Origin of the sequence: Gordonia sp. Z-3, from assembly GCF_036233855.1 — a bacterium.
GTDB lineage: Bacteria > Actinomycetota > Actinomycetes > Mycobacteriales > Mycobacteriaceae > Gordonia > Gordonia tangerina.
The window spans coordinates 90,393-112,568 of sequence record NZ_JAZARS010000013.1 but is presented as its reverse complement, the minus strand read 5'-3'; the positions used below and the strand labels follow the sequence as shown (position 1 = coordinate 112,568).

The window sequence follows — 22,176 nt, the reverse complement described above, 5'->3', positions numbered from 1 at the left end:
CCATCTCACCGGCAGTTGCGCCGACATCAGCGATGTCGGCGCACTCCGTGTGCGACCAGGTCGCAATTTCAATCGTCAATAAGTAAAGGGGGAAGTTACCCATGCAACTTCTCGATCAGTCAATCGACGATTCCGTCTTCACCAAGCACGAGTCCGAAGTCCGCAGCTACTGCCGTAGCTGGCCGACGGTGTTCACCCGCGCAAGCGGTTCTCACATCACCGATCAGACCGGTCGTCAGTACCTCGACTTCTTCGCCGGCGCAGGTTCGCTGAACTACGGCCACAACAACCCGGTGATGAAATCGGCTCTGCTGGACTACATCTCGGATGACGGGATCACCCACGGACTCGACATGGCTACCGTCGCGAAGGGTGCGTTCATCGAGGCCTTCTACGGGAAGATCCTGCAGCCGCGCGGACTGGACTACAAGATCCAGTTCCCCGGGCCCACCGGCACCAACGCCGTCGAGGCAGCACTGAAGCTCGCCCGCAAGGTGACCGGACGCGAGTCGATCATCAGCTTCACCAACGCGTTCCACGGCATGACCCTGGGATCGCTGTCGGTGACCGGCAACTCGATGAAGCGCGCCGGCGCCGGTATCCCGCTCGTGCATGCCACCCCCATGCCCTTCGACAACTACTTCGGTGGTGTCGTCGAGGACTTCCAGTGGTTCGAGCGGGTGCTCGATGACTCCGGCAGTGGGCTCAATCGTCCGGCGGCCGTGATCGTCGAGACCGTCCAGGGCGAGGGTGGCATCAACGTCGCCCGCGCCGAGTGGCTACAGGCCCTGTCGGAGCTGTGCCAGCGCCGCGACATCCTGCTCATCGTCGACGATGTGCAGATGGGTTGCGGACGCACCGGCGAGTTCTTCTCATTCGAGGCCGCCGGCATCAAGCCCGACATCGTCACGCTGTCGAAGTCCATCAGCGGTTACGGCTTGCCGCTGGCACTGACCCTGTTCCGGTCCGACCTCGACGTCTGGACCCCGGGTGAGCACAACGGCACCTTCCGCGGCAACAACCCCGCATTCGTGACCGGCGCCAAGACGCTCGAGCACTACTGGAGCGACGACGCGCTCACCCGCGACGTGCACGCCAAGGGTGACCGCATCCACACGCGCTTCAACGAACTGTGCGACAAGTTCAGTGGCATCTCCACCCGCGGCCGCGGCATGGCGCAGGGTCTCGTGTTCGAAGAAGCCGCCGCCGCCGGCAAGGTCAGCGCGTCGGCCTTCGAGGCAGGGCTGTTGGTCGAGACCTCCGGACCGTCCGATGAGGTCGTCAAACTTCTTCCCGCGCTGACCATTTCGAACGAGGACCTGGACCGTGGCCTCGACATCATTGCTGATTCCGTCAAGGAGGTGATCGGATGATCATCCGTACCACAGAAGAAATCACGGGCACTGACCGCGACGTCAAGGATCCGCTGGGCAACTGGGTGTCCAAGCGCATCGTCCTCGGCGGTGACCGCGTCGGGTTCTCCTTCCACGAGACCACCATCAACGCCGGATCGGTGAACAACTTCCACTACGCCAACCACATCGAGGCCGTGTGGCTGGTCGAGGGCACCGGAACGTTGCTCGACAAGGAGACCGGCGAGACCTATCCGCTGGCCCCCGGCACGATGTACCTGCTCAACGGTCACGAGCGTCATCAGGTGACCGCTGACACGCAGATGCGGATGCTCTGCGTCTTCAATCCTCCCGTTGTCGGCACCGAGGTGCACGACGAGAACGGCGTCTACCCGCTGGTCGCCGTTCCCGAATCGACCGGGAAACATTCCCCAGAGGCGGTGGCCGCCGACTGACCGGCCCTCGTCGATGGTGAAACACCGGCCCGGCAGAACCTCGTGTTCTGTCGGGCCGGTGGCGTCGTCGAGCCCGCTATCCTGGGCAGGGTGCGTACGCGACTGCAGATCGGCTGGTCCCCGGCCGAACCGACACCGCTCGACGAGGGTGTCGACGAACAGATCGACCGTGCACGCGCGTTGCTCGAAGGCCGGCGGATCGTGGCGCTGACCGGCGCGGGGATCTCCACCGACTCCGGTATCCCCGACTACCGCAGCCCGGGAGCGCCGCAACGCACGCCGATGACGCTGGAGATGTTCCTGTCGTCGCCGGAGTTCCGACGCCACTACTGGGCGCGCAACCATCTCGGCTGGCGACACATGGACGCCGCGCAACCCAACACCGCACACCATGCGCTCACCGATCTGCAACGGCAGGGTCGACTGTCCGGGGTGATCACCCAGAACGTCGACATGCTGCACACGAAGGCCGGCACCCGACGTGTGGTGGAGTTGCACGGTTGCTATGGCCGCGTGCGATGCCTGGAGTGCGGCTGGCAGATCTCCCGCCATCAGCTCGCCCACGACCTGGAACAGATCAACCGCGGATTCACCGAGCGCATCCGTGGTCGCGGGGCGATCGAGGTCGCACCGGATGCCGACGCAGCCATCGACGACACCAGCGACTTCACCATGATCGATTGCCCGCGGTGCGACGGCATCGTGAAACCCGACATCGTCTACTTTGGCGAGAGCGTTCCGAAACCGACTGTGCAGCAAGCATTCTCGATGGTGGACGACAGCGATGCACTGCTGGTCGTCGGGTCGTCGCTGACGGTGATGAGCGGCCTGCGGTTCGCTCGCCACGCACGTCGCACCGGCAAGACCCTCGTCATCGTGAACCGCGGCGCGACCCGCGCCGACGAACTCGCCGACCTGAAGATCGATCACCTGGCGTCGGTGGTGCTGCCGGCCCTGGCAGCGTGAGCCAACGGTGCGCTCAGACCGCGACGAGGTCGTCGGCGTGTACCACCGGCCGACGAAGCTCTGGCGGTAGGTCGGCGGTGGAACGACCGACCATCAGCGCCACGTCGTCGGAGGCGTAGGCGGCAACCCCGCGGGCCCGCACCACACCGCTGGTGTCGAGCAACTCCACCACGTCGCCGTCGGAGAACCGTCCGTTGACGCCCACGACGCCGGCTGCCAGCAGTGATCGGCGTCGGCGCGCCACCGCGGCCACCGCACCGTCATCGAGCACGAGCTGTCCCCGCGCGTCGGCGGCATGGCGCACCCAGAACCGCCGCGCCGACAGCCGCTCGTCGCGAGCGGCGAAGACCGTTCCCACCGACGCGTCGGCCAGCGCCTGCGCTGCCTGATCGGCGGCCGCCAGCAGAACAGGCACCCCGGCGTCGGCCGACAGTCGCGCAGCCGCGAGCTTGGAGGCCATACCGCCGGTGCCCAGCGCACCGCCCGACCCGGCGATGACCCCGTCGAGATCCTCCGGTCCGTTGACCTCCGCGATCAGCCGAGCACGGCTACCGTCGGCACCGACCTTGCGCGGATCCCCGTCGTAGAGGCCGTCGACGTCGGACAGCAACACCAGCGCGTCGGCACCCGCGAGATGAGCCACCAACGCGGCGAGGCGGTCGTTGTCGCCGAACCGGATCTCGGCGGTCGCCACGGTGTCGTTCTCGTTGACCACCGCGACGGCACCGAGCGACCGCAGTCGGTCCAGCGTGCGCTGAGCGTTGGCGTGATGCGAGCGGTTGGAGACATCGTCGGCGGTCAACAGCACCTGGCCGACGGTGCGGCCGTACCGGTGGAAGGAAGTGCCCCACGCGTGGGCCAGCGCCAATTGCCCGACGCTGGCAGCGGCCTGTTTGGTCGCGAGATCGGTGGGCCGCTTCTTGAGCCCGAGTGGGGCGATGCCGGCGCCGATGGCACCCGAGGACACCACGATCACATCCGACCCGGCACGCATCCGCGCCTCCAGCGCGTCGGCGAGACGGTCAAGACGGGTGCGGTCGAGTCCGTCATGCAGGTCAGTGAGCGCCGACGACCCGATCTTCACCACAATGCTGCGCGCACGGGCGATGTGCTCGCGGACGTCGCTCACTGGTGGTCCCGTTCGGGATCCTCGTCGCCGTCGGGCAGACCGCGCCGAAGTCGCCGCGCCTGCTTGCGTTCTGCGGCCCCGATCCGTTCGTTGCGGTCGAGGCGGATGTCGGTCCCACGGCCGGTGATGGGGACCTCGTCACCCATCGGGGTCGTCGGCTCCCAGTCGAAGGTCATGTCACCGATGGTGACCGGCGCCCCGGGCTGCGCACCCTGGCGCACCAGCTCGTCTTCGACCCCGAGCCGGTTGAGACGGTCGGCCAGATAACCCACCGCCTCGTCGTTGCCGAACTGGGTCTGGGCGATCCAACGTTCGGGGCGGGTACCCCGCACGATGAATCCGCCATCGACCTCGGGATCGGGCACGACGCTGAACTCCGCCTCGTCGATCGCCTTGGGCCGGATGACCTGTCGACGAGGTTTGGGCGCGGGCTGGTTCGCCCGGTACTCCCCGACCATCCGTCCCAGCGCGAAAGTCAGCTCCTTGAGACCCTCGTGGCTGACCGCGGAGATCCGGAAGATGGGCCATCCTCGGGTGGCCAGTTCGGGTTCCACCAGATCGGCCAGTTCCGCGGCGTCGGGGATGTCGATCTTGTTCAGGATGATCACCCGCGGTCGGGATGCCAGGTCACCGAGACCGTGGTCGGCGTCGAGAGCGGGTCGGTAGGCCGCGAGTTCGGCCTCCAAGGCGTCGATGTCAGAAACCGGGTCGCGCCCGGGTTCCAGGGTGGCGCAGTCCACGACATGCGCCAGCACCGCACACCGCTCCAGGTGTCGCAGGAACTCCAGCCCCAGGCCACGCCCGGTGGACGCACCGGGGATCAGTCCGGGGACGTCGGCGACGGTGAACACGTCACCGGCCACCTGAACCACCCCGAGGTTCGGTGCCAGCGTGGTGAACGGGTAGTCGGCGATCTTCGGCTTGGCCGCCGACAACACCGAAACCAGCGAGGATTTGCCTGCCGACGGAAATCCCACCAGCCCGACGTCGGCGACGGATTTCAACTCCAGGACGAGGTCACGGTGCTGCCCTTCTTCACCCAGCAGTGCGAAGCCGGGGGCCTTGCGCGCCTTGGAGGCCAGCGCTGCATTGCCCAATCCGCCGCGGCCGCCCTGGGCGGCTTCGAAGGTGGTGCCCTCGCCGACGAGATCGGCAAGGATGGAGCCGTCCGCATCCAGGACCACCGTGCCGTCGGGAACCTTCAGGACCAGGTCGTCGCCGGTGGCACCGTCACGGTTGTCGCCCATCCCGGGTTTACCGTTGGACCCCTTCGCGTGCGGACGGAAGTGGAAGTCGAGAAGCGTGTGCACCTGGGGATCGACCACCAGTCGCACCGACCCGCCGTTGCCGCCGTTGCCGCCGTCGGGACCACCGAGCGGTTTGAACTTCTCGCGGTGCACCGACGAGCAGCCGTGACCGCCGTTACCCGCCGCGACGTGGATGGTCACGCGGTCGACGAACCGGGACATCGGGCCACTCCCTTTCTCCGAAGCCTCTCGGCCTCAAAACAAACAGGACGGGCGGTACGCGATGACCCTGCCCGCCCTGTGTAGAGCTGTTATTCGACCGGTCAGACCGCTGCGGTCTCCGGGACGATGTTGACCGTCTTGCGGCCGCGCTTGGTGCCGAACTCGACCGAGCCGGTCTCCAGGGCGAACAGGGTGTCGTCGCCACCGCGGCCGACATTGACGCCCGGGTGGAACTTGGTGCCGCGCTGGCGGACCAGGATCTCGCCGGCGCTGACCTGCTGGCCACCGAAACGCTTCACGCCGAGGCGCTTGGCGTTAGAATCACGACCGTTGCGCGAGCTGGACGCGCCCTTCTTGTGTGCCATCTCTGCAGTCCTCCTGAGGTAGGTGCGGGAATCGAGTTACTTGATACCGGTGACCTTGAGGACCGTCAGGTTCTGACGGTGACCCTGGCGCTTGTGGTAGCCGGTCTTGTTCTTGAACTTGTGGATGCGGATCTTGGGACCCTTGACGTGCTCGACGACCTCGCCGGTCACCGAGATCTTCGCCAGCTTGTCCGCATCGGTGGTGAGGGTCGAGCCGTCGACGACCAGTGCCACCGGCAGGCTCACGCTGCTACCGGGCACGCTGTCGATCTTCTCGACCTTGACAATGTCGCCCTCTGCGACCTTGTACTGCTTACCGCCGGTCTTGACGATCGCGTACGTTGCCATCGAAGCTGTCCTCTTTAACTCGTCTGTCGGACCCTGGGCGCTGGTTCGCGCACCGGGGTGGGTGGGTGGTGCGTCATCCTGGTGCGGTCCGCGGGCGAACCCGCGGATGCAACCGGGGTCACTGTGGATCACTCCAGAGGGCCTGTCGGCGGTTCCGCGCGGCTGATCGGTGCGATTCAGGTGGACCTGATCGTTCCGGGCACAGCGCAGACCCTCCGCCGAAGGCGACCAATCAAGATTACGGGAACGCCGTGTGCCGGGTCAAACTCGACCACCGGCGCCCCGACCTGCTGGTCGCCCTTCGACGTTACTGCTCGGACGGCGGCGGGCCCGCCGGTCGTCCGGCCGTGCGGCGACGAGGCCGCCGGCGTACCGCGACCGCGGCCTCCGCCGTACCACTCGAATCCGTCGGGCCGAAGGTCGTCGTCGGTGTCGGTGTCGAGCCGACCTCGTTGTCGGCGGAGATCACGATCGGCTCGGACGCCTTCGGTGGCGCCGCGGCCTGCCGCACCACCCGCCGGCGACGCCGCGGCCGCCCGGACGCAGCGGCGTCGGAGGCACCGGCATCGGACTCGTTGGGCTCGGACGCCGCGCCGGCAGGTTCTGCCGGGGACGACGCGGTCGTCTCATCCGGCGCTCCGTCGGTGGGGGTCGCCTCGGTCGCGGGTGCGCTGGCGACGGCAGCATGCTCGTCGGCCGCCGTCGCACTCCCCGACTGCGCGGTCGCGCTCGCGTCGCTCGTCGCAGCGACCACACCGTCGTCTGCGTGGGTGTCGTCTGCGTGGGTGTCGCCTGCGCGGGTGTCCGCTGACCGGGTGTCGTCACGTCGACCGGCGTCGGGGGACGCCACCTGCTCGGCGGCGCCCCGCGCACCGTCGGCACCCTCGACGTCGTGGTCGTGGTCGTGGTCGTGGGCATGGGCGGCCATCGCGCGGAACATCGGGTGCTCGGCCGGGTTCTGCGCCGGCTTGTGCTGCTCAGGCGCCGGTTCGGACTTGCGCCGATTCCGCCGTGAACGTTTGGAGCCACCGCCGTCGTTGGCGCTCGACTCGTCGGGACGCGCCTCCACCGGGTTGGCGTGTACCACGATGCCCCGGCCACCGCAGTGGGTGCATGGGGTCGAGAACGCCTCGAGCAGCCCGGTGCCCAAGCGTTTGCGGGTCATCTGCACCAGGCCCAGCGAGGTCACCTCGGATACCTGGTGACGTGTCCGGTCGCGTGCGAGCGCCTCGGTCAGCCGCCGCAACACCAGATCCCGGTTGGATTCGAGGACCATGTCGATGAAGTCGACGATGATCATGCCGCCGATGTCGCGCAGCCGCATCTGACGCACGATCTCCTCGGCCGCCTCGAGGTTGTTGCGGGTGACCGTCTCCTCCAGGTTGCCCCCGGAGCCGGTGAACTTGCCGGTGTTGACGTCGACGACGGTCATCGCCTCGGTGTGCTCGATGATCAACGTGCCGCCCGACGGCAGCCACACCTTACGGTCGAGCGCCTTGGCGAGTTGTTCGTCGATCCGGTGCACCACAAACGAGTCGGGCGCATCGGCATGCGGCTTCTCGAAGCGCTCGACGCGCTGCATCAGGTCCGGTGCCACCGCCGTGATGTACCGCTCGACGAGGTCCCACGCCTTGCCGCCCTCGACGACGAGTTTCTTGAAGTCCTCGTTGAACAGGTCGCGCACCACACGGACCAGCAGATCGGGTTCCTCGTAGAGGGCTTGTGGCGCGCTGGCCCCCGAACCCTTCTTCGCCTTGCCGACCGCGGAATCGATGTCCTTCCACTGCTTTTCCAGACGCGCGATGTCGGCGGCGAGTTCGTCGGCGCTGACACCTTCCGACGCGGTCCGGATGATCACGCCGGCGTCGTCGGGAACCAGTTTGCCCAGGATGCTCTTGAGGCGCTTGCGCTCCACATCGGGCAGCTTGCGGCTGATGCCGGTGGACGACCCGCCGGGCACGTAGACCAGGAAGCGACCCGCCAGCGAGATCTGGGTGGTGAGCCGGGCTCCCTTGTGCCCGACCGGGTCCTTGCTCACCTGGACCAGCACGTTGTCGCCGGGCTTGAGTGCCTGCTCGATCTTGCGCGATCCGCCGTCGAGCCCGGCGGCATCCCAGTTCACCTCACCGGCGTAGAGCACGCCGTTGCGACCGCGCCCGATGTCCACGAAGGCCGCCTCCATACCGGGCAACACGTTCTGCACACGCCCGAGATAGATGTTGCCGACCATCGATGACGATGTCTCGGTGGTGACGAAGTGTTCGACGAGGACACCGTCCTCGAGCACGGCCACCTGGGTGTAGTCCTCGATCGGCACGGCCTGACCGGTTTCGCCGGAACCGTTGGCCCCGGTGATCGCACTGTTGGCGCTACGTTCGCGGACCACCATCACCCGGTCGACCGCCTCGCGGCGCGCCAGGAACTCCGATTCACTGAGGATGGGCGGACGGCGACGGCCGGCGTCCCGGCCGTCGCGGCGACGCTGACGCTTGGCCTCGAGACGGGTCGAACCGGAAATGCCCTGGACCTCGTCGCGTGCCTTCTTGCTGCGGGGTTCACGCTCGTGCACGACGGTGTTCGGCGGATCGTCCGGTGAGCTGTCCTCGGCGTCGGCCCCGCCCTTGCGACGGCGGCGGCGACGACGACGCTTCGACGACCCCGCCTCGGTGTCGTCGACGCCCGACGAGTCCGAATCCGACGAATCTTCCTCGGATACCGAACCCTCGTCGGTTCCGGTGGACTCCTCGGAGCGCTTCTTTCCCGTGGAGTCCTTGTCGGCGTCGGCCTTGTCGTCTTCGTGCTTGCCGGATTCGCCCTTGTCGGCGCCATCCTTGCCGGACTTGCCGCCGTCGGACCGGTCGCCCTTCTTGCCCTTCTTGCCCTTCTTGCCGGAGGGCCGTGCGGAGTCGTTGTCCCCATCGGACCGGTCCGTCGCGTCGGACGTGTCGTCGCTCGCCTGCTGCGGCTCGTCTGCACCGTTGTCGGACTGATCACCGCGGCCCCGGCCGCGCCCTCGGCGGCCTCGGCGGCGACGGCGCGAGCCACGCTCACCGTCTGCCGATGTGTCGCTGTCGCCGGTCGAATCGTCGGTGCTGCCGGACTCGTCGGATTCGACCCGCTCGTCCTCGCCGGACCGGGTCGGACGCCGGGTCGGCTCCGCAGCCTGTGGCGACAGGAACAGCGGCTGTGCCATGACGTCCTCGGCCGTCTGCCGCACCGGGTGGTGCTGAGTCTGATCGACCGCCGAGAACAGGGTCGGCGACTCCTCGTGGGTGGCAGCCTGCTCGGATTCGCGAGGCAGCGCGGGCTCGTCGTCCCCGGTTACCGCCTGTGCCGGGGTCGCCTGATCGGCAGCCGGCTGCAGCGTGGTGGCCTGTTCGGCAGCCTCGACCGACGAGCCGGCGCTCTCGGCGGACGCGGCCTCCTCGGCGGGTACCGCGGCCTCCTCGGGCGGTGTCACCTGCGTCTCGGCCTGCTCCGGCGCGTCGACCCGCTCGGCCGCGCCACGCACACGCGCGGCGACCGTCTGGGCGGTCTCCCGGTCGATGCTTGATTGGGGGCTGCGTGTCTCGATGCCGATCTCGGCGAGGTGCGCCAAGACCTCTCGACTCGTCATGCCCAGCGCTCTGGCGAGCGCATGCACACGAAGCCTGCTGGGGAACTCCTCCACCGGTTCCGACGCTGCGTTCGCGTCAGCCGGCGACCCGTTGTCGGTCACTCAAATCTCCTAGAGCCCCCGGGCGCGTCGGGCTGACGCGGCCACGCGAGGGCTTCACTGTCTGTCCCGGTCGGCTGTGGACCGGTGTTGTGTGGTCTTCGCGCGTTCTCTGCGCACCGGAAGACCCGGTCCGCGAGGCGGCGCCTTGCGTTGTCGATGACCTCAACCGGCCGTCGTCTTCCACGCCATCGTCAGCACCGATGGGGAAGACGCGCGAATCGGGGTGTCCGATGCCGGATGCGTCATCCGGTTGTCGACGGCAAAGTGTGTCGCCCACAACTGTGCAAGTATCCCACACGACGAGTCGTTCCCCGCACACTACGCACGTTTGGCATCTCCAACGGCGTGTGTGGCGGGGAACGAGAAGGCGAAGGTCGGCTCAGACTCCCAGGTCAGGAAACCACAGGGCGATCTCCCGCTCGGCGGACTCGGGCGAGTCCGAGCCGTGCACCAGATTGTTCTGCGTGCTCAGCGCAAAGTCTCCACGGATTGTTCCCGGGACGGCCTTCTCGACCGGATCGGTGCCGCCCGCGATCTGCCGGAAGGCGGCAACCGCGCGCGGCCCCTCGAGGACCGCGGCGACCAACGGTCCCGACGTGATGAATTCGAGCAGCGAGGGATAGAAGGGTTTGCCCTCATGTTCGGCGTAGTGTCCGCGCGCCACCTCGTCGCTGACCGTCTTGAGTTCCAGGGCGACCAGCGAGAGGCCCTTGCGCTCGATCCGGCTGATGATGTCGCCGACCAGCGACCGCTCCACGCCGTCGGGCTTGATGAGTACCAGAGTCCGTTCAGTCACGAGCACACCATAGCGAGAAGCCGAAAGACCGGTCGGCGATGGCCACCGTCACGAGCAGTATTCGCCCGCCACCGGGAAGAATCCGTAGTTGAACAGGCTCCCGGACCGAGCACGCGGATCGACCACGACCTGCACGCAGCCGCCGGGGGACGCCAGCGCACTCGTGAGAGCGATGTCGAACTGTGCGGCCAGCCCGAGATTGGCCGGACGGTACTGCTGCGGGACGGGCAGTGCCGCGATCGCCTCGGACACCTGCATCGACGATGCCCGCGAGGTGACCTCGTGGGTGGCGAGGTAGCTGTACTCCCCTTCGCCGACCGTCATCGGTGCTCCGGCGACCGGAAGATCCTCGGTCGGCACAGCCGGCTCGGCGGCGGCGATTCCCGCGCCCAGCGACGTTCCGATCACGGTCAATGCCATCGCGGCGGCGGCCCGGGGGCGGCGAAGGCTGGAGATCACAGACAAGCTATTCCTCACGTCATGAACGGTCACCTGATGGTCCGGGGCCGCGGCGCGAGCCGCTCTTCCCCGGCAGCGACATTCTCACAGCATCGACCACCTCAGGGCGAGAGCCGACAGGTCACAGTCGGGCAACAGGAGTTGCAGGAGCCGAATCGCAGGTCCGGGGTGCAGAAATCCCGGCAGATCACTCGTCGATCGGTTGCTGCCCCGGCAGCATCCCCTTGGCCATCCGAACCTCGACGTCGTGCTTCACGTAGGCGATGTAAACCCAGACACACAGGAAGATCACGCCCACCACGGCCACCGACCACTGCAGGAACCCTCCTGCGATCACCAGGATCTGCAACCCGATATCGAGACGCAGCGCATACGATCGGCCCTGCAGACCGGCTGCGACGATGTGCGCCACCACCACCGCCCCGAGGTATCCGCCGGACAACCAGGTGATGCCCGGCCCGAGATTGGCGACGATCGGGAACGCCAGGCCCAGGACGATCACCTCGAGGATCAAGGTGCCCGCCATCACCCCGCGCAACCCCTTCCACGGGTCCGTCGTCGGCGGCGTGAAGCGTACCGGGTCGGTCATGAGGGCTCCTTGCCGAACAACGTCCGGGCCGCCCCGGCGGTGACCACCGAACCGGTGACCACGACGCCGGCACCGGCGACCGGTTCGCCGTCGGGCTCTTCGGCAAGTCCGATGGCGGTCTCCACGGCGTCGGGCAGGAACGGCTTCACCACCACCCGCTCCTCACCGAAGATCGGCAGCGCGATCTCGGCCAGCATCTCGGTGTCCAGTGCGCGCGGCGAACCGTTGTTGGTGAGCACCACGCTGTCCAGAACGGGCTCCATGGCCTCCAGAAATCCTTCCGCATCCTTGTCACCGAGCATGCCGATCACCCCGACGAGTCGTCGAAAGTCGAATTCCTCGGTCAACGCCCGCGCCAGCGCCTCGCCGCCGTGTGGGTTGTGCGCGGCGTCGATGAACACCGTCGGGGCCGATCGCACACGTTCCAGCCGGCCCGGGCTCGCCACCGCCGCGAAACCGGCCCGTACCGCGTCGATGTCGAGTTGGCGATCCGGGCCCGCCCCGAAGAAGGCCTCGACCGCAGCAAGTGCGAGTGCGGCGTTGGCCGCCTGGTGAGCACCGTGCAACGGTAGGAACACTTCGTCGTACGCTCCACCGAGGCCCTGCAGACGCAGCAACTGGCCGCCGACAGCGGTGATCGACTCGAGCACGGCGAACTCGGAATCCTGCCGGGCGACGATGGTCCCGGTCTCGACCGTCTGACGCAGCAGGACGTCCATCACCTCGGGCTCCTGCGGCGCGATCACGGTGACAGGGTCCGTGGGCACCAGATCGTCCGCTGCCTTCTTGATGATCCCGGCCTTCTCCCCGGCGATCGCGCTGAGCGTGTCACCAAGGTAATCGGCATGATCCATCGCTATCGGAGTGATGACGGCCACAGTCGCGTCGACGACGTTCGTGGCGTCCCATCGACCGCCCATGCCCGTCTCCACCACCGCAACGTCCACCGGCGCCTCGGCGAAGACGGCATACGAGATCGCCGTCAACACCTCGAACTTGCTCATCCGCGGTCCGCCGGCAGCGGTGGACGAATCATCGACCATCGTGATGTACGGCTCGAGTTCCCGGTAGGTGTCGATGTAGGTGCGGGCGGAGATCGGCGCACCGTCGACGGAGATGCGTTCGGTGACGCGTTGCAGATGCGGACTGGTGATCCGCCCCGTGCGCCGGTGTAAGGCGATGAGCAGCGCGTCGATCATCCGGGCCACCGACGTCTTGCCGTTGGTTCCCGCGATGTGGATGGCCGGATAGCCGTGCTGCGGCGAACCCAGCAGATCCATCAGAGCCGCGATGCGGGTCAGCGAGGGCTCGATCTTGGTTTCGGGCCAGCGGGTGTCGAGTTCGGCCTCGACCTCCGCGAGTTCGGCGAGCGTCGCGGCGTCGTCGATCAAGCGTGCGGGACGCCGCGATCCTCCGGCCCCGTCCTCCTCGTCGTCGGCGGGGTCGATATCGGCGGGGTCGATATCGGCAGGGTCGACATCGGCAGGGTCGACGTCGGCATCCCGCGCGTCGATCTCGTCGAGCAGGGCGCCGAGATCCTGCGACACCGGGCCGTCGGGACCGAGGTGGTCGCGGTCCAGATCGTCGTCCCAGTCGTCGGCATCGGCGCCGTGGTCCTGATCGTCGCGGGAACTCACGCGCCACCCAAAGCGGCGAGCGCACCACCGAGGCGATCGACTTCCTCGGTCGCCACCTTCTGTCGTTCCCGGATCTTCGCCACGACCTGTTCAGGGGCCTTGGCCAGGAATTGTTCGTTGCCGAGTTTGCCAGTGGTGGAGGCGAGTTCCTTCTCCGCGGCGGCGAGGTCCTTGGTCAGCCGTTTACGTTCGGCCGCCACGTCGACGGTCCCGGACGTGTCGATCCGGACGGTCACCGTCGCCGACGACAACCGCACGTCGATCGTCGCGGTGGCCGCGAAACCGTCGTCGGCAGGCTCGAGCCGAGCCAGCGAATCCAGATATCCACGGGAGGAATCGAGTGCGGCCGCGTCGAGGCCGTCGATCTCGGCGGCCACCCGCTGTCCCGGGCGCAGCCCCTGGTCGCTGCGGAAGCGCCGAACCTCGGTGATGAGCCGTTGCAGGTCGTCGATGTGTTGGGCCGCCGGGGCGTCGGTCGGCACACCACTGGCCGCCGGCCACGACGCGATCACCACCGACTCCTGCCCCGTCAGCGACCTCCACAGCACCTCGGTGACGAATGGCATCACCGGGTGCAGCAGCCGCAACAGGTTGTCGAGCACAGTGCCGAGCACCACCGACGTCGACGCGGACCGTGCGTCGTCGTTCTGCGCATATTGGACCTTGGCCAACTCCAGATACCAGTCGCAGACCTCGTCCCACGCGAAGTGATACAGCGCCTCACAGGCTTTGGAGAACTCGTATGCCTCGAAACCGGCATCGGCCTCGGCCCGGACCTGCTCGAGTCGATCCAGAATCCACCGGTCGGCTTCGGTCAGCGTTGCGCGATCGGGTAGTTCAGCCACCGTGGCGCCGTTCATCAGCGCGAACTTGGTGGCGTTGAACAGTTTCGTCGCGAAGTTGCGCGAGGACTGTGCGTGGTCCTCGCCGACCGATATGTCGCTACCCGGGTTGGCGCCGCGAGCGAGCGTGAAGCGCAACGCGTCGGCGCCGAAGCGCTCCACCCAGTCGAGTGGATCGATGCCGTTGCCCTTCGACTTCGACATCTTGCGGCCGTGCTCGTCGCGCACCAGACCATGCAGGAACAGGTTGTGGAACGGCACTGCGTTGCCGTCGCCGAGCCGGTCACCGACGTAGGTACCGAACATCATCATCCGGGCCACCCAGAAGAACAGGATGTCGTAGCCGGTGACGAGAACCGAAGTGGGATAGAACTTCTCGAGGTCGGCGGTGTTGTCGGGCCAGCCCATGGTGGAGAACGGCCACAGGCCCGACGAGAACCAGGTGTCGAGGACGTCGGTCTCCTGGACATAGCCGTCGGGTGCCTGCTCGTCGGGCCCCACACAGACGACCTCCCCCTCGGGGCCGTAGAAGATCGGGATGCGGTGACCCCACCACAGCTGACGAGAGATACACCAGTCGTACATGTTGTCGACCCAGCCGAACCAGCGCGGCTCCATCGAGGTCGGGTGGATCACGGTGTTACCGTTGCGAACCGCGTCGCCTGCCGCCTTGGCCAAGGACTCGACGCGCACCCACCACTGCATGGACAACCGCGGTTCGATGGGCTCGCCGGTCCGTTCGGAATGTCCGACGCTGTGCAGGTACGGCCTGACCTCGGTGACGATGCGGCCCTGCTCGGCGAGAGCCTCCCGCACCTTGGCCCGCGCCTCGAACCGGTCCATCCCGTCGAACACGGTTCCGGTGTCGGCGATGCGCGCCTCGTCGTCCATGATGGTCGGCATCGGGAGGTCGTGGCGTTGCCCGATCGCGAAGTCGTTGGGGTCGTGTGCGGGAGTGATCTTGACCGCGCCACTGCCGAACTCGGGATCGACGTAGTCGTCGGCAATCACCGGGATGCGCCGGTCGACGAACGGGTGGTCGAGTTCGGTGCCGATCAGATGGGCGTAGCGCTCGTCGTCGGGGTGCACCGCGATCGCGGTGTCGCCGAGCATCGTCTCGAGTCGGGTGGTGGCGACCACGATGTGTGGCGCGTCGTCGTCGAGGCTGCCGTAGCGGAAGCTGACCAGTTCGCCCTCGACGTCGGCGTAGCTCACCTCGATGTCGCTGATGGCGGTCTTGAGCACCGGCGACCAGTTCACGAGCCGCTCGGCGCGGTAAATCAGCCCGTCGTCGTACATCTGCTTGAACACTGTCTGCACGGCGCGTGACAGACCGTCGTCCATGGTGAAGCGTTCGCGGCTCCAGTCGACGCCGTCACCGAGACGCCGCATCTGCGTGCCGATGTTTCCGCCGATCTCGGCCTTCTCTGTCCAGACGCGATCGATGAATGCCTCGCGACCGAGGTCGTCGCGCGTCAATCCGTCCTCCGCGGCGATCTTGCGCTCCACCATCGTCTGCATCGCGATGGCCGCATGATCCATTCCGGGCAGCCACAACACCTCGTAGCCCTGCATGCGGCGGCGACGCGCCAACGCGTCCATCAGCACATGCTCGTAGGCGTGGCCCATGTGCAGCGACCCGTTGACGTTCGGCGGCGGGATGACGATCGAGAACGCCGGCCGGTCGCTGGTCGCGTCTGCGGTGAAGTAACCGGCGTCCACCCAGCCCTGATATAGCTGTGCTTCGTGTTCGGCGGGGTCCCAGGACTTCGGTAGCTCGCGGCTCGGATCGGGTGTGCTCACCCCACAATCTTAGGAAACGTCACAGGCTAGACATGGAGCCGGTGCAGGTCTTCGGGAGCGTTGACATTGGTGAGCCATTCCGGATTGCCCACGGCAACGCGATGAGTGGTCAACGCATCGAGCGCGGCGAGCATCCGTCGTTCACCTCCCGCGGTCAGCTCCGCGATCACCGGCGCGACGTCGGTGCGATAGAGCCCGGCCATGGGGTGGTCACGCTGCGCATCGGTGGCGATGACCGCCTGGGTCGACACGGTGACCCCCCGCAACAGCTCGTCGATCAACTCCGAGGAGATCAGCGGCATGTCCGTCGCACACACGAACGCCCATGCCGCGCCGGCATCGGCCGCCCGGGACAACCCCACCGCAAGACCGGCGAGCGGCCCGCCGCCCGGCGTTTCGTCGGTGACCCACTGCGCCTCGGGGCCGCCGGTGCCGTGGAGCCCCTGATAGGCCGCGGATTCCTCCGGGGCCACCACGAACACCGGATCGCAGCGCTGCCCCACCGTCCGGACCACGCGCGCCAGCATCGGCTCTCCTGCCCAGTCCATGGCCGCCTTGTCGCGACCCATCCGTCGGGAACGGCCGCCTGCCAGCACGATTCCCGCCACCCGCTGCTCATCGGTTTGCGCCATGGGACCAGTGTGCCGACAGTCCGGCCCACTCGGGGCAAGATGGGAATATGAGCCGTCAAAGCCAGTCCACCGACATCGCCGTCACCGAACCCGTCGACACCGACACCGGAGTGATCAAGGATCATGCGGCCGGGGTCCCGGCGGTCGCGGTGGCTCTGGCGCGGGGGCTCGAGCAGATGGGTCCGGTCCGCACGGCGCGCACGCTGGCGAAACTCAATCAGCGCAACGGGTTCGACTGTCCCGGGTGCGCCTGGCCGGAGACGCCCGGCCACCGCAAGCATGCGGAGTTCTGCGAGAACGGTGCCAAGGCGGTCGCCGAGGAGGCCACCCGGCGACGGGTGACCCCGGAGTTCTTCGCCGCTCACTCGGTGGACGACCTGCGGGAGCGGTCGGGCTACTGGCTGTCACAGCAGGGGCGGTTGACCCACCCGATGTACCTCGCTCCGGGTGACTCACACTACCGGCCGGTGTCCTGGGAACAGGCCAACCAGCTCATCGCCGACGAACTCTCGGCGATGTCATCGCCGCACGAGGCGGTCTTCTACACCTCCGGCCGGACCAGCAATGAGGCGGCGTTCGTCTATCAACTCTTCGCGCGCAGTCTGGGCACCAACAACCTGCCGGATTGTTCGAACATGTGCCACGAGTCCTCGGGCTCCGCGCTCGGCGCATCGATCGGCATCGGCAAGGGATCGGTCACCGTGCCCGACATCGAATCGGCCGATCTCATCATCATCGCCGGTCAGAATCCCGGCACCAACCATCCGCGCATGCTGTCGACATTGGAGAAGGCCAAACACAACGGCGCCCGGATCGTCGCCATCAATCCGCTGCCCGAGGCCGGTCTGATGCGGTTCAAGGATCCGCAGAAGATCGGTGGCGTCGTGGGGCACGGCGTGAAACTCGCCGACGACTTCCTGCAGATCCGTCTCGGCGGCGACATGGCCCTGTTCCGCGGTGTCGCGCGACTGTTGCTCGACGCCGAGCGGGCCGCCCCGGGCACCGTCTTCGACCAGGACTTCCTCGACGCCCACTGCACAGGGGTCGACGACTACCTTCGGTCGCTCGACGATGTCGATGTCGACGAGATCCTTGCGGCGACCGGACTGACGTACGCACAGATCCGCGACCTGGCCGAGGCGGTGGCCTCGGCGGACCGGGTCGTCCTGTGCTGGGCAATGGGCCTGACCCAGCACCGGCATTCGGTGGCCACCATCGGCGAGGGCACCAATGTGCTGCTGCTACGCGGGATGATCGGTAAGCCGGGCGCCGGCCTGTGCCCAGTCCGCGGGCACTCCAACGTGCAGGGCGATCGCACGATGGGCATATTCGAGAAGATGCCCGAGTCTTTCCTCGCGGCCCAGGACGCCGAGTTCGGCATCGACTCTCCACGCGAGTACGGGTATGACACGGTGGCGGCCATCGGCGCGATGGCGCGCGGCGAGGTCCGCGTGTTCTTCGCGATGGGCGGCAATTTCGTGTCCGCGGCACCGGACACCGACCTCACCCGCGCCGCCCTGGCCCGCTGTGCACTCACGGTGCAGGTGAGCACCAAACTCAACGAATCCCACCTGGCCACCGGTCGCGCCGCGCTCATCCTGCCGACCCTTGGACGCACCGACAAGGACCTTGTCGACGGTGTGGCACAGCAGGTGTCGGTCGAGGACTCGATGTCGGTGGTACACCTGTCGCGCGGTTCGTTGCCACCGGCGTCGGCGCACCTGCGCAGCGAGGTCGGCATCGTCTGCGATCTCGCCACCGCCGCACTGGGCCCCGATCACCCGGTGCCATGGCAACACTTGCGCCGCGACTACAACCTGATCCGTGACCACATCTCTCGGGTCATCCCGGGTTTCGAGGACTTCAACATCCGCGTCCGACTCTCCGACGGATTCGTGCTACCCCATCCCCCGCGCGATCGCCGCGAATTCGACACCCCGGACGGCCGCGCGCACTTCGCGCTGCATCCCCTCGACTGGGTACGGGTACCGGAGGGAAAACTGATCCTGCAGACCCTGCGCAGTCACGATCAGTACAACACCACGATCTACGGCCACGACGATCGCTATCGCGGCATCAAAGGCAACCGCCGGGTCATCATGTGTCACCCTGATGACATCGCGGCCGCAGGTCTGCACGCGGGCGATCGCGTCGACATCATCTCCGAGTACGAGGGCGAGGCCGGCATCGAGGAACGTCGCGTCGACGATTTCGAACTCATCGCGTACTCCACCCCGCGGGGTAACGCCGCGGCCTACTATCCCGAGACCAATCCCCTGGTCCCGCTCGGATCGGTCGCGCGGGAATCGAACACCCCGGTCTCCAAAGCGGTGGTGATCCGGCTCGAACCCAGCAGGACGGCGGACTGACCGCCGCGGCGCGTCCGCCCGCGACACGCCGCAACCCCCGGGGCATCGGAGCTCCCGGGGGTTGCGGTGATGAGAAGGCGGGTCAGGCGCTCTTGTCTCGGCGCTCGTCGCGGCTGTTCTTGCGCGGGACAATCGTCGGGAGCACATTGTCGCGGACGGTCTCACCGGTCACGACGACCTTCTCCACGTCGTCTCGACTGGGAATGTCGTACATCACCGGAAGCAGCACCTCTTCCATGATGGCGCGCAGCCCGCGCGCGCCGGTACCGCGGTGGATGGCCTGATCGGCGACGGCTTCGAGCGCATCCTTGCTGAACTCGAGTTCCACGTTGTCCATCTCGAACAGCTTGGTGTACTGCTTGACCAGGGCGTTCTTCGGCTCGGACAGAATGCTGACAAGGGAGTCCTTGTCCAGGTTGGTGACCGAGGCGACGATCGGCAGACGACCGATGAACTCCGGGATCAGACCGAACTTGATGAGATCCTCCGGCATCACCTCAGCGAAGTGATCGGTGGTGTCGATCTCGTCGCGGCTGGTCACCTCGTTACCGAAGCCGAGCCCGCGCTTGCCGATTCGTTCGGACACGATCTTCTCGAGACCGGCAAAGGCACCCGCCACGATGAACAACACGTTGGTGGTGTCGATCTGGATGAACTCCTGATGCGGATGCTTACGCCCGCCCTGCGGCGGCACCGAGGCCTGCGTCCCCTCCAGGATCTTCAGCAACGCCTGCTGCACACCCTCACCCGAGACATCTCGGGTGATCGACGGGTTCTCACTCTTGCGCGCGACCTTGTCCACCTCGTCGATGTAGATGATTCCGGTCTCGGCGCGCTTCACATCGTAATCGGCCGCTTGGATCAGCTTGAGCAGGATGTTCTCGACATCCTCGCCGACATACCCTGCCTCGGTGAGCGCCGTCGCGTCGGCGATGGCGAACGGAACGTTCAGCATCTTCGCCAAGGTCTGGGCCAGGTAGGTCTTCCCGCAGCCCGTCGGACCGAGCATCAGGATGTTGGACTTGGCGATCTCCACCGACTCACCGGTGCGGGAGTCCTTCTTCTCACCGGCCTGGATCCGCTTGTAGTGGTTGTAGACCGCCACGGCCAACGTCCGCTTGGCGGTGTCCTGACCGATGACGTAGTTCTCGAGGAAGTCACGGATCTCGGCCGGCTTGGGCAGCTCGTCGAGTTTTACATCGCCGTTCTCGGCGAGCTCCTCTTCGATGATCTCGTTGCAGAGATCGATGCACTCGTCACAGATGTACACGCCGGGGCCGGCGATCAGCTTCTTGACCTGCTTCTGACTCTTTCCGCAGAACGAGCACTTCAGCAGGTCGCCACCGTCTCCGATTCGTGCCATCTCGTGTACGTACCTTCCTCTTGCTCCGGTCGATTCGACGGACCTTCACCGTGCGCAGCCGGGCATGGGTGACCGTGCGGCATGCGGATCGCCCAATAACCCGACGGTACCCGCGCGCCGCTCGAACTTCGACCGATAACGCCAAATGTCGTGTCGGAAGTTTCGGTCGTCGTCCGCTATCTGGTTGTGCTGGGCGTCATGGCCGCCGCCATCTGGCTTCCCGCTTCTGCACGGCGATCGAACTCCCGCGCAGACGTCCAGGATGACTGCCGACGACCATGTTGGGCACGCACCTCGACCCGGCGTGTCGAGACGAGGTGCGTGCGGGCCGGATCAGGCTCAGGCCTTCTTCATCGACTTCTTGCGATACTCGAAGACCTCGTCGACGATGCCGTATTCCTTGGCCTGATCCGCCGACAGGATGTTGTCGCGGTCGGTGTCCTTGCGAATCTTGTCCTTGTCCTGCCCGGTGTGGCGGGACAAGATCTCGTCGAGCCGGTTGCGAATGCGCTCGATCTCTGCGGCCTGGATCTCCAGATCTGACACCTGACCCTGGTAGGCACCGCCGGTCCGTGGCTGGTGGATCAGCACGGTGGCATTGGGCAGTGCCGCGCGCTTGCCGGGTGTACCGCCGGCGAGCAGAATGGCCGCCGCCGAGGCGGCCTCACCCAGGCAGACCGTCACGATGTCGCAGTGGACGTACTGCATGGTGTCGTAGATCGCCAACATGTCCGGAACGCTGCCGCCCGGCGAGTTGATGTACATCGTGATGTCGCGGTCAGGGTCCTGGGACTCGAGCACCAGCAGTTGCGCCATCACGTCGTTGGCGACGGTCTGGTCGATCGGGGTGCCGACGAACACGATGCGCTCTTCGAACAACTTCGCGTACGGGTCGTACTGGCGCTGTCCGTTGGGGGTGTGCTCGATGAACTGCGGGAGGATGTAGCGCGCCTCGATGCTCTTGATCGCCAGCGCCGACGACGGGATGCCGGCGGCGACGTCGGCGGGCAAGTGGTCGAGCGAGAAGGAGTTGGTCATCTGCTGCTCCGTTGGTGAGATGTGGCCTCGTGTTTGCGGTGCGTGGTCGGCGCTCAGGACGGGGTCACCGAGCCCGCGCGGGTGACCACGTGGTCGACGAGTCCGTACTCGAGCGCTTCGTGCGCGGTGAACCACTTGTCACGGTCCGAGTCGGCCTCGATCTTCTCCAGCGGCTGACCGGTGAACTCGGCGTTGAGCCGGTTCATCTCCTTCTTGGTGGCCGCGAACTGCTCGGCCTGGATGGCGATATCGGCCGCGGTGCCGCCGATACCGGCCGACGGCTGGTGCATCATGATCCGCGAATGGGGCAGGGCATGCCGTTTGCCCGGAGTGCCGGCGGCCAGCAGGAACTGGCCCATCGACGCAGCCATACCCATCGCGTAGGTGGCGACATCGCATTCGGCGAGCTGCATGGTGTCGAAGATGGCCATACCCGCGGTCACCGACCCGCCCGGCGAGTTGATGTAGAGGTTGATGTCGCGGGTCGGATCCTCGGCCGAGAGCAGCAGGATCTGCGCGCACAGCCGGTTGGCGATGTCGTCGTCGACCTGGGTGCCGAGGAAGATGATGCGCTCACGCAGCAGTCGTTCGAACACCGAATCGGTCAGATTCAGCCCGGACACTCCCGAACTCAGGGTCGGCGTGTGGATCGTCGGCTCACTCACTGTTCCTACCTTTGCCTGTCGTGGTGACGTGCGGTCACAAACCGCGTCCACCGGTTTCCTCGGTCCAGCTTGTCTGCGATGACTTTGTTCTGCCGTGGCGACCCTAGGGGTTTCACGAAAGCATCATCGCGAGGTCCTCACCGACACTAACCAATGCCGCCGGAGGGACAGTCCCGACAAG

18 protein-coding genes are annotated in these 22,176 nt (G+C 66.7%); 4 read left to right on the top strand and 14 right to left on the bottom strand.

All coding sequences use genetic code 11. The features are described 5' to 3' along the window. Positions 1-101: 101 nt before the first annotated feature. From ectB to VX037_RS16035, 3 genes are all read left to right on the top strand, one after another. Complete coding sequence (ectB, locus tag VX037_RS16045) at positions 102-1,373, top strand: diaminobutyrate--2-oxoglutarate transaminase (RefSeq protein WP_328714936.1); 1,272 nt, start codon at positions 102-104, stop codon at positions 1,371-1,373. Continuing rightward, entirely contained in the window at positions 1,370-1,807 is a 438-nt protein-coding gene (locus tag VX037_RS16040) for an ectoine synthase (RefSeq protein WP_328714935.1), read from the top strand. The genes ectB and VX037_RS16040 overlap by 4 nt, the downstream gene beginning before the upstream one ends. A gap of 90 nt (positions 1,808-1,897) precedes the next feature. Then, a complete protein-coding gene (locus tag VX037_RS16035; protein ID WP_328714933.1) occupies positions 1,898-2,773 on the top strand; it encodes a Sir2 family NAD-dependent protein deacetylase in 876 nt (291 codons plus the stop codon). 13 nt (positions 2,774-2,786) lie between these two features. Here VX037_RS16035 and proB read toward each other — a convergent pair whose 3' ends face one another. The 11 genes from proB to mobA all read right to left on the bottom strand — a co-directional run bounded on the left by proB (position 2,787) and on the right by mobA (position 16,560). After that, positions 2,787-3,902: a glutamate 5-kinase gene (gene proB, locus VX037_RS16030; protein ID WP_328714931.1), complete on the bottom strand. Its 1,116-nt coding sequence runs from the start codon at positions 3,900-3,902 to the stop codon at positions 2,787-2,789. Further along, complete coding sequence (gene obgE / locus VX037_RS16025; protein WP_328714929.1) at positions 3,899-5,371, bottom strand: GTPase ObgE; 1,473 nt, start codon at positions 5,369-5,371, stop codon at positions 3,899-3,901. The genes proB and obgE overlap by 4 nt, the downstream gene beginning before the upstream one ends. A gap of 101 nt (positions 5,372-5,472) precedes the next feature. Then, positions 5,473-5,736, bottom strand: a complete 264-nt coding sequence (rpmA, locus tag VX037_RS16020) for a 50S ribosomal protein L27 (protein ID WP_235722314.1) — start codon at positions 5,734-5,736, stop codon at positions 5,473-5,475. 36 nt (positions 5,737-5,772) lie between these two features. Further along, positions 5,773-6,084, bottom strand: coding sequence for a 50S ribosomal protein L21 (gene rplU, locus VX037_RS16015; protein WP_235722315.1), 312 nt, complete (start codon positions 6,082-6,084; stop codon positions 5,773-5,775). A gap of 307 nt (positions 6,085-6,391) precedes the next feature. Next, entirely contained in the window at positions 6,392-9,802 is a 3,411-nt protein-coding gene (locus tag VX037_RS16010) for a translation initiation factor IF-2 N-terminal domain-containing protein (protein ID WP_328714928.1), read from the bottom strand. A gap of 379 nt (positions 9,803-10,181) precedes the next feature. Beyond that, the gene (gene ndk / locus VX037_RS16005; protein WP_235722317.1) at positions 10,182-10,598 is read right to left on the bottom strand and encodes a nucleoside-diphosphate kinase; all 417 of its coding nucleotides are present in this window, start codon (positions 10,596-10,598) and stop codon (positions 10,182-10,184) included. 48 nt (positions 10,599-10,646) lie between these two features. Further along, entirely contained in the window at positions 10,647-11,063 is a 417-nt protein-coding gene (locus tag VX037_RS16000; protein ID WP_308191656.1) for a hypothetical protein, read from the bottom strand. Positions 11,064-11,244: 181 nt separating this feature from the next. Beyond that, entirely contained in the window at positions 11,245-11,646 is a 402-nt protein-coding gene (locus VX037_RS15995) for a DUF4233 domain-containing protein (protein ID WP_235722318.1), read from the bottom strand. After that, positions 11,643-13,037, bottom strand: a complete 1,395-nt coding sequence (gene folC / locus VX037_RS15990; protein WP_328714968.1) for a bifunctional tetrahydrofolate synthase/dihydrofolate synthase — start codon at positions 13,035-13,037, stop codon at positions 11,643-11,645. Before folC ends, VX037_RS15995 begins: the two co-directional genes overlap by 4 nt. Before the next feature lie 242 nt (positions 13,038-13,279). After that, a complete protein-coding gene (locus VX037_RS15985) occupies positions 13,280-15,928 on the bottom strand; it encodes a valine--tRNA ligase (RefSeq protein WP_235722319.1) in 2,649 nt (882 codons plus the stop codon). Positions 15,929-15,954: 26 nt separating this feature from the next. Continuing rightward, positions 15,955-16,560, bottom strand: a complete 606-nt coding sequence (gene mobA, locus VX037_RS15980; RefSeq protein WP_235722320.1) for a molybdenum cofactor guanylyltransferase — start codon at positions 16,558-16,560, stop codon at positions 15,955-15,957. 47 nt (positions 16,561-16,607) lie between these two features. On the opposite strand from mobA, the gene VX037_RS15975 reads away from it, so the two are divergent. After that, positions 16,608-18,929, top strand: a complete 2,322-nt coding sequence (locus VX037_RS15975) for an FdhF/YdeP family oxidoreductase (RefSeq protein ID WP_328714927.1) — start codon at positions 16,608-16,610, stop codon at positions 18,927-18,929. A gap of 82 nt (positions 18,930-19,011) precedes the next feature. On the opposite strand, the gene clpX is transcribed toward VX037_RS15975, so the two are convergent. From clpX to VX037_RS15960, 3 genes are all read right to left on the bottom strand, one after another. Further along, positions 19,012-20,292 (bottom strand): ATP-dependent Clp protease ATP-binding subunit ClpX, encoded by a 1,281-nt coding sequence (gene clpX, locus VX037_RS15970; protein ID WP_235722322.1) that lies wholly within the window; start codon positions 20,290-20,292, stop codon positions 19,012-19,014. 339 nt (positions 20,293-20,631) lie between these two features. Continuing rightward, positions 20,632-21,330, bottom strand: a complete 699-nt coding sequence (locus tag VX037_RS15965) for an ATP-dependent Clp protease proteolytic subunit (RefSeq protein ID WP_235722323.1) — start codon at positions 21,328-21,330, stop codon at positions 20,632-20,634. Positions 21,331-21,383: 53 nt separating this feature from the next. Continuing rightward, the gene (locus VX037_RS15960) at positions 21,384-21,995 is read right to left on the bottom strand and encodes an ATP-dependent Clp protease proteolytic subunit (protein ID WP_235722324.1); all 612 of its coding nucleotides are present in this window, start codon (positions 21,993-21,995) and stop codon (positions 21,384-21,386) included. Positions 21,996-22,176 lie beyond the last annotated feature (181 nt).